Source organism: Solwaraspora sp. WMMA2080 (assembly GCF_027497395.1).
In the GTDB taxonomy this organism is placed as follows: Bacteria; Actinomycetota; Actinomycetes; order Mycobacteriales; family Micromonosporaceae; genus Micromonospora_E.
This window is the reverse complement of sequence record NZ_CP114910.1, coordinates 665,215-680,708: the sequence shown is the minus strand read 5'-3', so window position 1 is coordinate 680,708 and position 15,494 is coordinate 665,215. Positions and strand designations below refer to the sequence as shown.

General features: G+C 71.9%; 8 protein-coding genes and 3 pseudogenes. 10 read left to right on the top strand and 1 reads right to left on the bottom strand.

Annotated features, from left to right (window positions below):
• Positions 1–195 precede the first annotated feature (195 nt).
• From O7543_RS03005 to O7543_RS02980, 6 genes and pseudogenes are all read left to right on the top strand, one after another.
• Positions 196–2,460, top strand: coding sequence for an aminotransferase class III-fold pyridoxal phosphate-dependent enzyme (locus tag O7543_RS03005; RefSeq protein WP_281555296.1), 2,265 nt, complete (start codon positions 196–198; stop codon positions 2,458–2,460).
• A 4-nt stretch (positions 2,461–2,464) separates the two neighbouring features.
• Complete coding sequence (locus tag O7543_RS03000) at positions 2,465–4,081, top strand: FGGY-family carbohydrate kinase (RefSeq protein ID WP_281555297.1); 1,617 nt, start codon at positions 2,465–2,467, stop codon at positions 4,079–4,081.
• Positions 4,082–4,085: 4 nt separating this feature from the next.
• The gene (locus O7543_RS02995) at positions 4,086–4,808 is read left to right on the top strand and encodes an FAD-dependent oxidoreductase (RefSeq protein ID WP_281555298.1); all 723 of its coding nucleotides are present in this window, start codon (positions 4,086–4,088) and stop codon (positions 4,806–4,808) included.
• Positions 4,805–5,452 carry a hypothetical protein gene (locus tag O7543_RS02990; protein WP_281555299.1) on the top strand — a complete coding sequence of 216 codons (648 nt, stop codon included), beginning with the start codon at positions 4,805–4,807 and terminating at the stop codon, positions 5,450–5,452. The genes O7543_RS02995 and O7543_RS02990 overlap by 4 nt, the downstream gene beginning before the upstream one ends.
• Positions 5,453–5,794: 342 nt before the next feature.
• On the top strand, positions 5,795–6,040 hold the full coding sequence (locus tag O7543_RS02985) for a hypothetical protein (protein WP_281555300.1): 246 nt from the start codon (positions 5,795–5,797) through the stop codon (positions 6,038–6,040).
• Between the two features lie 32 nt (positions 6,041–6,072).
• Positions 6,073–6,495 (top strand): annotated as a pseudogene (locus tag O7543_RS02980) (N-acetyltransferase); the annotation flags it as partial.
• Positions 6,496–6,498: 3 nt separating this feature from the next.
• Here O7543_RS02980 and O7543_RS02975 read toward each other — a convergent pair.
• Positions 6,499–7,881, bottom strand: coding sequence for an MFS transporter (locus O7543_RS02975; protein ID WP_281555301.1), 1,383 nt, complete (start codon positions 7,879–7,881; stop codon positions 6,499–6,501).
• A gap of 280 nt (positions 7,882–8,161) precedes the next feature.
• On the opposite strand from O7543_RS02975, the gene O7543_RS02970 reads away from it, so the two are divergent.
• The 4 genes and pseudogenes from O7543_RS02970 to O7543_RS02955 all read left to right on the top strand — a co-directional run.
• A complete protein-coding gene (locus O7543_RS02970; RefSeq protein WP_281555302.1) occupies positions 8,162–9,661 on the top strand; it encodes an aspartate aminotransferase family protein in 1,500 nt (499 codons plus the stop codon).
• Positions 9,648–10,937, top strand: a pseudogene (locus O7543_RS02965) (lysine N(6)-hydroxylase/L-ornithine N(5)-oxygenase family protein); the annotation flags it as partial. The gene O7543_RS02970 and the pseudogene O7543_RS02965, both read left to right, overlap by 14 nt.
• Positions 10,938–11,074: 137 nt before the next feature.
• The gene (locus O7543_RS02960) at positions 11,075–13,414 is read left to right on the top strand and encodes a GNAT family N-acetyltransferase (RefSeq protein ID WP_281555602.1); all 2,340 of its coding nucleotides are present in this window, start codon (positions 11,075–11,077) and stop codon (positions 13,412–13,414) included.
• A 59-nt stretch (positions 13,415–13,473) separates the two neighbouring features.
• Positions 13,474–15,480, top strand: a pseudogene (locus tag O7543_RS02955) (penicillin acylase family protein); the annotation flags it as partial.
• Positions 15,481–15,494 lie beyond the last annotated feature (14 nt).

Genomic DNA, 15,494 nt, shown 5'->3' with positions numbered 1-15,494 from the left:
CCTGTCACTTGGCGACAATCCGGTCGGGGAATCCGGCCCAGAGCAGCGGGTAGACGGCAGCGTACGCAGGCGAGGATTGTCACATGGTGACAATCCGGTCGCTGTTTTCCGCTGCCGGCGGGACGGTGTCCCAGCGCCGGCCGGCAGCGAGGATAGGTTCTTCGCCGCGTACCCCGGAGGACCGGAGGACCCGCCATGGACCACCACACTTCCCGCCGACACGTCGTCGAGATGTGTCGAACCATGCTGGACCGGGGCTATCTGAAGGCCACCGAGGGCAACGTGTCGGTCCGGGTTCCGGGGCACCGGCTGTACGCCGTCACGCCGAGCAACTACGACTACGACCGGATGCGGATCGAGGACGTCTGCCTGGTCGACTTCGACGGTACGCACGTACCCGACGGCACCGGTAGTGACCTCGCGCCATCGATCGAGGCCGGGATGCACGCCAACATCTACCGGCAGCGGCCCGACGTCAACGCGATCGTGCACACCCACCAGCCGTACGCCTCGGCCCTGGCGTTCCTGCGCCGTCCGATCCCTGCGCTCACCGACGAGCAGGTGCGCTTCCTCGGCCGCGAGGTGGCGATCGTCGACTACGCCCCGTCCGGCACCGGGATGCTGGCCCGCAACGTGCAGAAGAAGGTGGCTAGCGGCGACAACGCGTTCATCATCGCCAACCACGGGGTCGTCGCGCTGGGGACCGAACCGGACCGCGCGGTGTTCAACATGGCACTGCTGGAGAAAGTGTCGATCGCCTATCTCCTGGCGTTGACCAGCGAAGCCGGCAAGGTCTACACCATCCCGACCGCGGTCCGGGAGGTCGCGTTCACCAAGCTGCGCGCCGATGAGAAGCGGATCGCCGCGCAGATCACCGAGGCGGTTCCGCCGGTGCGGGTGCCCGCAGATGAGCAACTGCCCAGTGCGGACGCGGTGGCGGCGGCGATCGCCGCCGCCGGGCCGCCGGTCGCCGACACCACCACCGTGCAGACCCCGGGCAGCGAGTCCGCGCGACTCGGCTACGCGATCACCGAGTACCTCGACGTCGACGACACGATGCGCCGGCTCAAGGCCCTGGTCGCTCAGCCGGTACGCGGGTTGCGTCACGACGCGATGCTCGACGTGCTCGGCTACTTCAACGACCGGTGCCGGGCCAGCAAGGAGATCACCGAACGGGCAAAACGCCGCATCCCGGGCGGGGTGCAGCACAACCTGGCCTTCAACTACCCGTTCCCGTTGGCGATTGACGCGGCCGACGGCGCCTACCTGACCGACCGCGACGGCAACACCTACATCGACTTCCTGCAGGCCGGTGGCCCGACGATCCTGGGCAGCAACTACGGCCCGGTCAACGAGCAGGTTGCCGCGGTGGTGAAGGAGTCGGGGCCGGTGACCGGGCTGTTCCACGAGTACGAGCTGAAGCTCGCCGAGATCATCCACCGGTACCTGCCGCACATCGAGATGTACCGGTCGCTCGGCTCCGGCACCGAGGCGGTGATGGCGGCGGTCCGGGGTGCCCGCGCCTTCACCGGCAAGCACATGGTGATCAAGGTCGGCGGCGCCTACCACGGCTGGTCCGACACGATGGTGTACGGGCTGCGAGTGCCCGGCACGTACCGGATGAACGCCAAGGGCATCCCGTTCGGCGCCACCGCCAACACCCGGGAGGCGTTCCCGCACGATCTCGGCGCGTTGCGCCGCAAACTGATCGAGAACCGGGTCCGCGGCGGCACCGCCGCGGTGATCGTCGAGCCGCTCGGCCCCGAGTCCGGCACCCGACCGGTGCCACGTGACTTCAACGCCCGGGTCCGCGCGTTGTGCGACGAGTTCGGCGCGCTGCTGATCTTCGACGAGGTGGTCACCGGGTTCCGGGTCGGGCTCGGCGGGGCGGCCGGCTACTTCGGCGTCATCCCCGACCTGACCGTGTTCGGCAAGGCGGTCTCCGGCGGCTACCCGATGGCCGGCGGCGTCGGCGGGCGGGCCGAGGTGATGGCCGTCTTCGGCGCCGGGCTCGACGGGCGCGGCGGGACGCACATCCAGGTCGGCGGCACCCTGTCGGCGAACCCACTGTCCTGCGCGGCCGGCTACTTCGCCATCGCCGAGATGGCCCGGACGAACGCCCCGGTGATCGCCGGTCGGGCCGGGGACCGGCTCACCCGGGGGCTGCAGCGGCTGATCGACCGGTACGGTCTGCCGTACGTGGCCTACAACCAGGGGTCGATCGTGCATCTGGAGTGCAGTGGCGTCATGCTGCTCGACATGCGCAACCCGATCAAGCTGCTCAGGGAGAACAAGTCCCGCAAGCGGCTGATGGAGCAGATGGGTGCGGCGTACACGGCGCACGGTGTCGTCACCCTGGCCGGCTCCCGGATGTACACCTCGATGGCCGACACCGACGAGGTGATCGACTCCGCGCTGGACCGTTTCGACCGGGTGTTCGCGCAGGTGGAAGGGGTCTGACCCGGTGCCGGCCACGCCCCCGCAGGTTCTCGCGATCGACCTGGGCACCTCCGGGATGAAGGCGGCGCTGGTCGCAGTGGACGGCACGGTGACCGGCTGGGCTCAGCGGCCGGTGCCGCTGGTGGTGCTGCCCGGCGGCGGTGCCGAGCAGGACCCGCACGACTGGTGGCGGGCGCTCGCCGAGGTGGTCGCCGAACTCGGCCGGGCTCATCCGGAACACCTGCGGGCGGTCACCACCGTCTGCTCGTCCGCGCAGGGTGAGGGGACCATCGCGGTGGACGCCGCCGGTGAACCCCTCACCCGCTGTATCACCTGGTTGGACATGCGCGGTGCGGCGCACCTGCGTCGGCAGTTCGGCGGCTTTCCGGCGTACGGCGGAATGTCGGTCCGCCGGATCGTCCGCTGGCTGCGGCTGACCGGCGGGATGCCGTCCGCCACCGGTAAGGACCCGGCCGCACACATGCTGCTGGTCCGCGACACCATGCCGCAGGTGTACGCGCGGACCGCGACCTTCCTCAACGCGCTGGACTGGATCAACCTCAAGCTGACCGGCCGTACGGTGGCCACGGTCGACTCGATCCTCACCTCGTGGGTGACGGACAACCGCCGACCCGACCGGGTCCGCTACTCCCCCGCCCTGGTCGCCGACTGCGGCATCGACGCGGACAAACTGCCGCCGATCGTGGCCTGCACCGAGGTGATCGGCACGCTGTGCCCGGACGCCGCCGCCCACCTCGGTCTGCCGCCGACCGTCCAGGTGGTGGCCGGGGCGATCGACACCACGGCGGCGGCGATCGGCGCCGGCACCACCGCCGACGACGACCCGCACCTGTACCTGGGTACCTCGTCGTGGATCGCGGCGCACGTGCGGCGCAAGAAGACCGACCCGGTCGCGCAGATCGCCGCCGTGCCGTGCGCGATCGGCGACCGGTACCTGATGACCGCGCTGCAGGCCACCGCCGGGGCGAACCTGACCTGGCTCAAGGACAAGATCGTCGAGTACGACGATCCGCTGGTCGGTGCCGGCCGCCTCGCCACCGACGAGACGTCGATCTTCGACGCGTTCGACGCGATCCTGCCGACCGTGCCGGCCGGCGCGAACGGGGTGCTCTACCTGCCGTGGCTGTACGGCGAACGCGCCCCGGTCGACGATCCGGACCTGCGTGCCGCGTTCGTCAACATCTCGCTCGACACCAACCGGTCCGATCTGTTGCGGGCCGTCTTCGAAGGCGTCGCGTTGAACACCCGGTGGCTGTCGGCGGCGGTCGACCGGTTCCTCGGCACCCCGGTGACCTCGTTGACTGTCACCGGTGGCGGTGCCCGGTCGACGGCCTGGTGCCAGATCTTCGCCGACGTGCTCGGCGTCGAGGTGCGTCGGGACCCGGACCCGGTCGCGGTCAACGCCCGTGGCGCCGGCTGGATCGGCGCGGTCGGCACCGGGCAGCTGACGTTCGGGCAGATCCCGGCGTTGCTGCGGACCGACCAGGTGTTCGCCCCGACGGCGGCGCACCGCGTCCGCTACGACGAACTCTTCGACGTCTACCGGGAACTGCACCGCCGACTCGCCCCGGTGTACCGGCGGATGCCCGGTGGTGCACATCGGACCGATCGACGAAGATAGCGGCATGGTCCGATCCGTTCCCGCCACTCGGCACGCGGTCGTCATCGGCGGCAGTCTCGCCGGGCTGTGCGCGGCCCGCGCCCTCGCCGAACACGTCGACCGGGTGACCGTCGTCGACCGCGACCGGTTCCCCGACACGCCGCAGGTCCGCGCCGGCGTCCCGCAGGCGCACCATCTGCACGTGCTGATCACCGCCGGGCAGCGCGCGCTCGATCAGCTCTTCCCCGGTCTGATCGCCGAACTGCACGCCGCCGGCGCGGTCCGGGTCGACGCGCCGACCGACGTCCTGTACCTCACAGCGACCGGCTGGCGGGAACGGTTCCCGGCGACCCACCAGCTGGTCGGGACCAGCCGGGAACTGCTCGACTGGACGGTGCGTCAGCGGCTGGCCGTCGATCCACGCATCCGGTTCGAGCCGGCCCACGACGTGGTCGGGCTGCTCGGCGCCGACGGCCGCGACGCGGTCACCGGCGTACGGATGCGTCCCCGCGCGGCGGGTGCCGCCGAGCGGAACCTGCCGGCCGACCTGGTGGTGGACGCCAGCGGCCGCGGCTCACACGTGCCGGACTGGTTGGCCGAGCTCGGCTACGGCCGCCCCGACGAGACCCGGGTCGACTCCGGACTCGGCTACGCGAGCCGGCGCTACCTGCTGCCGCCGGGCGCCAGTAACGGGTGGAAGAACATCGTGGTGATGCCGCAGCCGCCACGCTCTGGTCGGGGCGGGTGATCTACCCGATCGAGAACGGACGGTGGATGGTGACCCTCGGCGGACTCGGCGGGGACCACCCGCCGACCGATGAGGCCGGTTTCCTGGAGTTCGCCCGCGGGCTGCGCAGCCCGCTGATTCACCAGGCGATCCGCGACGCCACGCCCGACTCACCGATTCACGGGTTCCGCAACACCGCCAACCATCGCCGCCGGTACGAGGCGATGCCACGCTGGCCGGACGGGTTCGCGGTGGTCGGCGACGCCTCGTGCACCTTCAACCCGGTCTACGGCCAGGGAATGGCCGTGGCTGCCCGGACGGCGGTGGTGCTGGCCGAGCAGCTGCGCGACAGCGGTGGCACGCTGGGCCGCGCGGCGCAGGCCCGGGTGGCCGACTGCAGCGAGACCGCCTGGCTGATCGCCACCGGCGCCGACCTGCGGTACCCGACGACCGTCGGGCCACGGCCACGGCGCGGCGGTGGACTGTCCCGCTGGTACCTGGACCGGGCAGCCGACGTGGCCAACCGCGATCCGTACGTGCAGCGCGCCCTGACCGACGTGTTCCACCTGGTCGCACCGTTGTCCGCAGTGGTCCGCCCGGCCGTCGCGCTGCGGGTGCTGCGCGGTCGGCCCGGCCCGCAGCTGGTCGCACCGCCGTCGAGCTGACGCTGCCGACGCGGATGAGACTCCTACGGAGCCGGTGGGCGGCGCCGGCCACGGTCCTGGTGTGGCTGATCACCCGGGCCGCGCTGATGGCGGTCTACGCACAGCTCGTTCCCGGGTTGGACGCCGGTGAGGTGTTCGCCGACGTCGACCTGTACCGACGGTGGAGCGGGCAGCTGCGCGACGGCCGGGTGCCGGGCGCCGACCCGATGTGGCAGTACCCGCCGGGCGCGGCGGCGTTGTTCGTCGCGGTCGGCTGGCTCGCCGAGTCGACGCGGACCGGCTACGCCACGGTCTCTGACCCGCCGGGACACCACACAACGGGCACCGGCCCTGCTGATCGTCGTGGCGACCGTACTGACCAGTGCCTACTTCCCGTGGTTCTATCCGGACGTGATCGGCACGCCGGGCTGGCCGGGGGCCGTGCTGCTGGCCGCCCGCAACGCGGTCCTGGTCGCCGCGACCGGGATCGGTCTGCACCGGCTGCTGGTCGGGCACCGGGTCGTGCCGGACGCGGCCCCGGCGATGGCCGGGCACCGGCCGCCGGTCGCCGGGACCGTCGGCCTTGGCAGAACCCGGGCATACAGTTAGGTTAGGCTCACCTCATCGCTGAAGGGAGTGGGATGGGCCTCGAACGCACGACGGAGACCGGCACCGGCCGCCACCGGGTGGTGCTCACCGACCAGGTACAGATCGATGCTCTCGCGAAGGTCTACCGCCAGGTGCACGCCAAGGACCTGCACCTGACCGACCACACCGAGCCGTCGGTGGAGCAACGGCTGGAGTGGACGGCGCAGGCACCCGGATTCGCCGCCACCGTCGGCTACGTCGGCGACCAGCTGGTCGGGACGGTGATGGGGTGTCCGCTGCCGCCGGAGACTCTCTGGTGGCGCGACCTGCGGTCGGCCGCCGACCCGGACCTCGCCCGGGAGTGGCCGGGGCGGACCTTCGCCGTCTGTGAGGCGTTCGTGCTACCCGAGTTCCAACGCCAGCAGGTCGGCGTGCCGCTGTTCTCCCAACTGCTGGCCAGCCGCACCGAGGAACGGGTGTCACTGGCGGTCGCCGATTCCAACACCCGGGTGCTGCGCAGCATGCGGGTGCTGGGCTGGCAGCACGTCGGCGACCTGGTGCCCTTCCCCGGCTGGCGCCAGCACGCCATGTTCGTCCGGCCGTTGCCCTGGTGACCCGGTCGGTCCCGGAAACGACTCCGGGCCGGTCGCCGGCCGGTACCGGCGCTGGTGGCGGACGCCGACGGCGACTCCGGCGAGGACCAGCACAATCGCGGCCACCGCGACCGCCGGGTAGCCCACCCGGGCCGCCACCGTCAGGCCGAACGCCGCGGCCAGGTAGGAGCAGACCAGCCCGAACGACGACAGCACCGTGAAGTCGGTCCCCCCGGTGCCCGGCCGCGAGTAGTCCATGTTCACCGTGTACAGCGCGACGTTCGCCACCGTGTACGCGGCCATGAAGCAGCACAACGCGACCGTGGTGAAGCCGCCGGCGGCCCGTCCGGTGAGCATCGGCAGCAGCAGCACCGTGGCGACGGCCAGCGACACGCCACCGGCCACCAGCACCCCGGACCGCCCGATCCGGTCGACCAGGCCACCGGCCACCAGCCCGGCGACGACGGCCGGGACACTGGTGACGATCCCGGTCACGAAGCCGATCCGCTGCAACGACCAGCCGGCGTCGACCAGGGCCGGCGACACCAGGCCGTAGGCCGCCCCGGCTCCCATGTAGAGCAGGGGCACCACGCCGAGCGCCCAGCGGCGGCAGCCGGGCTGGCCGAGGACGGACAGCAGCGCACCGTACGCCTGACGCGCCCCGGCCGGCCGGGCGATCCGCTCGGGCTCGCGGAACCGCCACACCACCAGCAGCCCGGTCGCGGTGAGCGCGGCGAGCAGGCCGACCGCCGCCTGCCAGCCGAGCCGGTCGTAGACCACCACGCAGACGCCGCCGCCCAGAATGCTGCCGAGGTAGCTCGCCGACACCTGGATCCCGTTGCCGGTACCCCGGACCGAGTCGGCCAGCATCCGCACCGCGACCGCGTCGGCGGCAATGTCCTGGGTGGCGGACAGAAAGACGAACAGCGCGCAGATCAGCACCACCGGGCCGATCCGCCCGGTGGCCGGGTCGGCCGCGAGCAGGGCCAGCAGGGCCAGCACCATGCCGCTCTGCAGCACCAGCAGCCAGGAGCGGTAGTGGCCGCCGCGCCGTGGGCCGTACCGGTCCAGGACCGGTGCCCAGAGGAACTTCACCGGCCAGATCAGGCCGATCAGGTTGAGCAACGCGAGCGTGTCCAGCGAGGTGCCGCCGGCGCGCAGGATGCTGGCCAGCCCGACGGTGATGAACCCGAATCCCAGGTACTGGGTGACGTACAGCGCGGTCAGGGTCGACATGGTCCGCCCGCGGGCGGCGACGGCAGCGGTCATCCGGCCGCCCTCCCGCCGACGCCGAGCGGCCGCCCCGGAATCCACTGGGTAATCCACCTGGTGGGATGCAGGTCACAAGCACTCGCTCGGCCTCCGCTGACGGCATGAATCCGCTGGTCACGACGTACGACAGCGGTCCCGCCGAGGGGTGTGGGACGCACCCGCCGGCCCCGTACCCCGTGGAGAAGGGGTCCTGCCCAGTTCCGTTTCACCGGCCCTCCCAGTAGCCTCGCCTAAGTTAGGTTAGGTTACCCTTATGGAGGCGGTGTTGGAGAGGCCAATGTACCCGCATCTGTTCGGCCGGCACACGCTGGACACCTATGTGTCCAGCATCGACCGGACCGCAGCGGTTCTCGCCGACCGCGTACGGGCGGTCCGCCAGCCGTACTCCGGCGGCGCCGTGGCACCACTGCAGGCCAAGGTCGACGGCGTCGACCTGGACGCACCGCTCGGCACCACCGACGCCGCGCTGGACGAGGTCGCCGGCCTGTACCTGGACCACGCGGTGTGGTTCCACGAACCCACCTACCTGGCCCACCTGAACTGCCCGGTGGCGATCCCCGCGCTCAACGCCGAACTGCTGCTCGCCGCCGTCAACACCTCGGTCGACACCTGGGACCAGAGCACCACCGGCACGCTCATCGAGCGACGGCTGATCGCCTGGACGGCCGAGCGGATCGGGTTCGGCCCGACCGCCGACGGCGTCTTCACCAGCGGTGGCACCCAGTCGAACCTGCACGGTCTGCTACTGGCCCGGGAGGACCGCCTGGTCCGCGCCGACGCCGACCGGGACACGATGCTGCCCCGGCTGCGGGTCCTGGCCACGGCGGAGAGCCACTTCAGCGTCGGCAAGTCCGCCGGTCTGCTCGGGCTCGCCGCCGACGCGGTCGTCCCGGTCGCCACCGACGGCGCCGGCCGGATGGACCCGGTGGCGCTCGACGCCGAGATCGACCGGCTGCTCGACCAGGACCTGGTGCCGATGGCGGTCGTCGCCACCGCCGGCACCACCGACCGCGGCTGTGTCGACCCGCTCGCCGCGATCGGCACCGTCTGCCGCGACCGGGCGGTGTGGCTGCACGTCGACGCGGCGTACGGCTGCGGCCTGCTGGTCTCCACCCGCCACCGGCACCTGCTCGACGGCATCGCCGCCGCCGACTCGGTCACCGTCGACTTCCACAAGAGCTTCTTCCAGCCGATCAGCTCCAGCGCCATAATCGTCCGGAACGCGCCGACCATGCGGCGGGTCGCGGTGCACGCCGACTACCTGAACCCACGAACCGCGACCGTGCCGAACCAGGTCGACAAGAGCCTGCAGACCACCCGCCGGCTGGACGCCCTGAAGTTGTGGATGACGTTGCGGGCGATCGGCGCCGACCAGCTCGGCGAGATGTTCGACCAGGTCGTCGACCTGGCTCAGCAGGCCTACGGTCTGCTCCGCGAGTGCGACGACTTCGAGCTGGTCATGCGACCGGTGCTGAGCACCGTGCTGTTCCGGTACCGACCGGACTGGCTACCGGTGCAGGACTGCGACCGGCTGCTGCCCCGGCTGCGGGCCCGGCTGTTCGCCGACGGCACCGCGATCATCGCCGGCACCGTCGTCGACGGGCACTACTGGCTCAAGTTCACGCTGCTCAACCCGAACACCACCGTCGAGGACCTGCGTACCGTGATCGAGCTGATCCGCCGCACCGGCCAGGAGCTGCTCGACGCCGAATGGGATCCGGCGCTGATCGCCCCGGAGCCGGTCACCCCGGAGGTGTGCGCCAATGCGAACGTATGACTTCGTCGCCGTCGGGCTCGGGCCGTTCAACCTCGGTCTGGCCTGCCTGACCGCGCCGCTCGACGACCTGGACGGGGTGTTCCTGGAGCAGCGCGACGAGTTCGCCTGGCACCCCGGGCTGATGATCGAGGGAGTCACCATCCAGGTGCCGTTCCTGGCCGACCTGGTGACGATGGCCGACCCGACGTCGCCGTACTCGTTCCTCAACTATCTGAAGCAGACCGGTCGGCTCTACCGCTTCTACATCCGGGAGAACTTCTACCCGCTGCGCGCCGAGTACGACGCGTACTGCCGCTGGGCGGCGGCCCAGTTGCCCAACGTCCGGTTCGGCAGCCGGGTCGACCGGGTCGAGCACGACGCCGCCACCGGCGACTACCTGGTACGGGTCACCCGGGCCGACACCGGGGCGACCACGACGCTACGGACCCGGCGGCTGGTGCTCGGCATCGGCACCGTGCCGTACCGCCCGGCGGTGGTCCGGGACCTGCCCGGCCCTGCCGTGCACAGCGCCGACTACCTGGCGAACAAGGCCCGGCTGCAGAGCCTCGGGTCGGTCACCGTGGTCGGCAGCGGGCAGAGCGCCGCAGAGATCTACCTCGACCTACTGGAGGAGATCGACGCCCACGACTACCAGCTCAACTGGGTCACCCGGTCGCCCCGGTTCTTCCCGATGGAGTACACCAAGCTCACCCTGGAGATGACCTCACCGGAGTACGTCCGCTACTTCCACGCCCTGCCTGCGGCCAGCCGGGACCGACTCAACCGGGACCAGCGCAGCCTCTACAAGGGCATCAGCGGCGACCTGGTGGACAGCATCTTCGACACGCTCTACCGCAAGGACGTCGCCGGCCCGGTACCGACCACCCTGCTCACCGGCACCGCGCTGACCGGCGCGCACTGGGACACCGACGCCGGACGGTACCGGCTCGGCCTGCACCACCAGGAACAGGACCGAGGCTTCACCCTGGACACCGAGGGTCTGGTGCTGGCCACCGGCTACCGGCCGGCTGTGCCGACGTTCCTGGACCCGGTCCGCGACCGGATCCGGTGGGACGAACGGGGCCGGTTCGACGTGGCGCTCGGCTACACCGTCGACCACGGCGACCGGGAGATCTTCGTACAGAACGCCGAGGAGCACACCCACAGCCTCACCGCACCCGACCTGGGCATGGGGCCCTACCGCAACTCGGTGATCATCGCCAACATGCTCGGCCACGAGGTCTACCCGATCGAGCGGAAGATCGCCTTCCAGCACTTCGGCGCACCGTCGGACAGCGCCACACCGTCGGACAAGGCCGCACCGTCGGACAAGGCCGCACCGCCGAACAGTTCGGCCCCGCAGCGGCAGGAGGCGCTCATCCGGTGACTGCCGCCACGACGACCAGGTTCACCCTCGACGACCCGCTCGGCCGGATGACCATCGAACCGCTCGACGTCGCCGGTCACGCCGGCCTGCTGCACGCCTGGATCACCCACCCCCGGTCGGTGTTCTGGGGAATGCCCGACGCCGACCTCGACACCGTACGGCGCGAGTACCAGCTCATCGACGCCAATCCGCATCATCACGCGTGGCTCGGCCGGCTCGACGGCGTACCGCTGTTCCTCACCGAGACCTACGAACCGGCGCACAGCGAACTCGCCGGCCACTACCCCGTACAGCCCGGCGACGTCGGGATGCACGTGCTGGTCGCACCGCCGGACGGCGAGCCCCGGCACGGGGTCACGTCGGCGGTGATGCGCACGGTGATGACCTTCGTCTTCGCCGACCCGGCGCACCACCGGGTCGTCGTCGAACCCGATGTGCGCAACGAGGCGATCGCCGCGAAGAACGCCGAAGCCGGCTTCGTCGTCGACCGGCTGATCCAACTGTCCGACAAGCAGGCCCGGCTCAGCTTCTGTTCCCGGTCCGCGTTCCGCGTCAGCCGGCTGGGCGGTGCCGACGGATCCGCTGCGGAGAGCCCGATGACACCCCCCGCCCACCTCGCGCCGGGCCCGATCGCGGCCGCCCACCGCCAGCTGGTCGCCAAGGCCATCGCCGAGTTCAGCCACGAGCGGCTGATCCAGCCCCTACCCGACGACACGCTCCCGGCCGGCCCCGGCGGCGACGGGTACCGGCTGACGACCGACGACCGGGTCGCGTACCTGTTCCGGGCCCGCCGGTACGCCCTCGACCACTGGCTGATCGACGCCGCGTCACTGACCCGCCAGGTCGACGGCACCCCGGCGGAGCTGAACGCCCTCGACCTGGTCGTCGAACTGCGGGAGACGTTGGGCATCCCACCCAAGCTGCTCGGCACCTACCTGGAGGAGATCAGCGCCACCCTGGCCGGTGCCGCCTGGAAGCACCATCACCGCCGGGAACGCGCCGCCGACCTGGTGCAGGCCGACTTCCAGACCATCGAATCGGCGATGACCGAAGGCCACCCGCTGTTCGTCGCCAACAACGGCCGGATCGGCTTCGGCCTGACCGACCACGAGGCGTACGCGCCGGAGGCCGGCGCCCCGGTGCGGCTGGTCTGGCTGGCGGTACGCCGTGACCTGAGCACCTTCACCGCCGGCCACGGCGTCGACGAGCAGAGCCACTACCTCGACGAACTGGGTGCCGAGACGCTGCACCGGTTCGCCGACCAGCTCCGCGGGCTCGGCCTCGACCCGGGCGGCTACCGGTACCTGCCGGTGCACCCGTGGCAGTGGGAACACAAGGTCGGCGTCACGTTCGCCGCCGACGTGGCGTCCCGGGCGATCGTCCCGGTCGGGACGAGTCCGGACCGGTACCGGGCGCAGCAGTCAATCCGCACCTTCTTCAACGTCGACCACCCGCACCGGCACTACGTCAAGACCGCGCTGTCCATCCAGAACATGGGCTTCATGCGCGGGCTGTCCCCGGCGTACATGCGGGCCACCCCGCCGATCAACGACTGGGTCGCAGACCTGGTCGCCGCCGACGACACACTGCGCGACTGCGGGTTCGAGGTGCTGCGGGAGCTGGCGTCGGTCGGTTACACCGGGGACGCGTACCACCGCAGCGGAGCGCCGGTCTCGGCGTACCAGCGGATGCTCGCCGCGTTGTGGCGGGAGAGCCCGGTGCCCCGGATCGCGCCCGGGCAGCGGCTGGCCACCATGGCCAGCCTGCTGCACCGCGACCGCGACGGCGCGCACCTGGCCACCGCGCTGATCGCGGCGTCCGGCCTGCCGGCCGCCGACTGGCTGGCCCGGTACCTGCGGGCCTACCTGCGCCCGCTGCTGCACTGCCTGCTCGGCCACGACCTGGCGTTCATGCCGCACGGGGAGAACCTGATCCTCGTGCTGGCGGACCACGTACCGGTCCGGGTGTTCATGAAGGACATCGGCGAGGAGGTCGTCGCCATGCACGACCGCGAACTGCCGGCCACGGTCGAACGGATCCGGATGCCGGTCGACGACGACTTCCGGGTCCTGGCCGTGTTCACCGACGTCTTCGACGGTTTCCTGCGTTTCCTGGCCGCGATCCTGGACGCCGACGGTGTGCTGCCGGCGGACCGGTTCTGGCAGCTGGTCGCCGAGTGCGTCCGCCGGCACGGCGACGACCACCCGCAGCTGCGGGACAGGTTGGACTTCTTCGCGCCCACCTTCCGGCACTCCTGCCTGAACCGGTTGCAGCTGCGGAACACGCTGCAGATGGTCGACCTGACCGACCAGGCCGGGTCGTTGATCTTCGTCGGGGCGCAGGACAATCCGATCGCCACCGTCGCGGCCCCGGCCCCGGCCCCGTGACGGCCCCATCCGGCACCGGCCCCGAAACGGCCCGCTACGCCGCCAGCCGGTCCGGGCGGGTGCACCGGGACGGGTACGGCGTACCGCACCTGTGGGCGGCCGACGTCGACGACCTCGCCTACCTGCAGGGGCACACCGCCGCCAACGACCGGGCCTGGCAGATCGAGGTCGAACGGTGGCGCGCGGAGGGCGCGCTGGCCAGCCGGCTCGGCCGGGCCGAGGTCGGCTGGGACCGGTTCGCCCGCCGGGCCCGCCTCGACGACACCGCCGAACGCTGCTTCCACCGGCTGGACCCGGCGACCCGCCGCTGGGTGGGCGCGTACGTCGACGGCGTCAACGACGGTCTCGCCCAGGGCGCCGTCGCGGCACCCGAGTTCGCCGCCACCGGCACCACCGCCGGCACCTGGCGGCCATGGACCCCACTCGGCGTGTTCCTGGTGCAGCACGTGCTGTTCGGCACCTTCGGCAACAAGCTGTGGCGGGCGCACGTCACCGCGACCCTCGGTCCGGCGGCGGTCGACCTGTTCGCCATGGAGCCGCCCGCGTCGTCGGGCAGCAACGCCTGGGCGGTGACCGGACGGAACAGCAACACCGGATTCCCGGTCATCGCCGGCGACCCGCACCGGATTCTGGAGCTGCCCAACGTCTACCAGCAGGTGCAGCTGACCTGCCCCGAGTTCGACGTCTTCGGGTTCGCCTTCCCCGGCGTGCCAGGGCTGCCGCACTTCGGCCACGCCGGCGACGTCGCCTGGGCGATCACCAACGCCATGGCCGACTACCAGGACCTGTACCGCGAACAGCTGCGCCGGGTCGACGGACGGGTGCTGGTCCGCCAGGTCGACGGCTGGGCCCCGGTGCCGGCGCACACCGAACTGATCGAGGTACGCGACGCCGACCCGGTGCCGGTCGAGGTGGTCGAAACCCCGCGCGGACCGGTGATCGACGTGGACCTACGCACCGGTGAGGCGATCAGCCTGCGTACGCCGAGCCGGGTCGGCGGGGCGCTGGGCTTCGACGCGCTGCTGCCGCTGCTGCGGGCCCGCCGGGTCGGCGACGTCGAACGGGCGCTGCGGCACTGGGTGGAGCCGGTCAACAGTGTGCTGGTCGCGGACCGCTCCGGCGCGGTGCGCCGGCTGGTCGCCGGCCGGGTGCCGATGCGCGACGACCGGTGCCGGCAGGTGCCGGTGCCCGGCTGGGAACCCCGGTACGCCTGGCGACCCGGGTGCGCCGCCCTGCCCGCCGCCGAGGTGTCCGATGTGGTGGTCAACGCCAACGACCGGCGCGGCGGCGACACCGCGGACCTCGGCGTCGACTTCGCCGCACCGCACCGGGCCCGACGGATCCGCCAGCTGGTCGACGGCGGGGCCGCACCCGAGTTGGTGCACATGGACTCCCAGGTGCCGCTGGCCGGGCTACGCCGGCTGCTGCGCGGCCTGGACCTGACCGACCAGCCCGTGCCGGTGCGCCGGCTGCGCGAGACGCTGCTCGACTGGGACGGCCGGATGGCGGCCGGCAGCGCCGACGCCGGACTGTTCGCCGCCTGGCGGGCCGCGCTGGTCCACCGGCTGTCCGCCGAGCCCTGCCTACGGCCGCTGCACAGCGAACCCGGCTTCGACGAACTGTTCGCCCCGTGGACCGACCCGGTGGGCCGGATCGGGCTGGCGCTGGACCGGCTGGTCGACGGGCTGCCCCGGCTGGGTGGCGACCCGGGCCGCTGTGCGGTAGCCGCGCTGGTCGAGGTGACCGACGGACCGCCGCCGGGTCCGTGGGGCGACCGGCACCTGCTGCACCCGGTACGGGTGCTGCCCGGCGCCGCCGATCCGGCCACCGGCGCGCTGGGCGATCCGGTCCCGCTCGACGGCGACACCGGCAGTGTCCTGGCCACCTCCAGCGTGCCCGGTGTCTCCGACGTGTGCTGGCGCGGACCGGTGGCCCGCTACGTCTGGGACCTCGCCGACCCGGCGGCGAGCCGCTGGGTGGTGCCGTTCGGTGCCTCGGGAAGGCCCGGTGACCGGCACTTCGCCGACCAGTTGCCCCGGTGGGCGGCGGGCGAGCTGGTCCCGGTCGCGCCGGTGCGCTG

What these genes read in the sequence shown, in the direction of transcription:
- O7543_RS02960 (WP_281555602.1), top strand. Translation starts at nt 11,075, where the DNA reads ATGACCATCGAACCGCTCGACGTCGCCGGTCACGCCGGCCTGCTGCAC.
- O7543_RS03005 (WP_281555296.1), top strand. Translation starts at nt 196, where the DNA reads ATGGACCACCACACTTCCCGCCGACACGTCGTCGAGATGTGTCGAACC.
- O7543_RS02975 (WP_281555301.1), bottom strand. Translation starts at nt 7,881, where the DNA reads ATGACCGCTGCCGTCGCCGCCCGCGGGCGGACCATGTCGACCCTGACC.
- O7543_RS02970 (WP_281555302.1), top strand. Translation starts at nt 8,162, where the DNA reads ATGTACCCGCATCTGTTCGGCCGGCACACGCTGGACACCTATGTGTCC.
- O7543_RS02995 (WP_281555298.1), top strand. Translation starts at nt 4,086, where the DNA reads ATGGTCCGATCCGTTCCCGCCACTCGGCACGCGGTCGTCATCGGCGGC.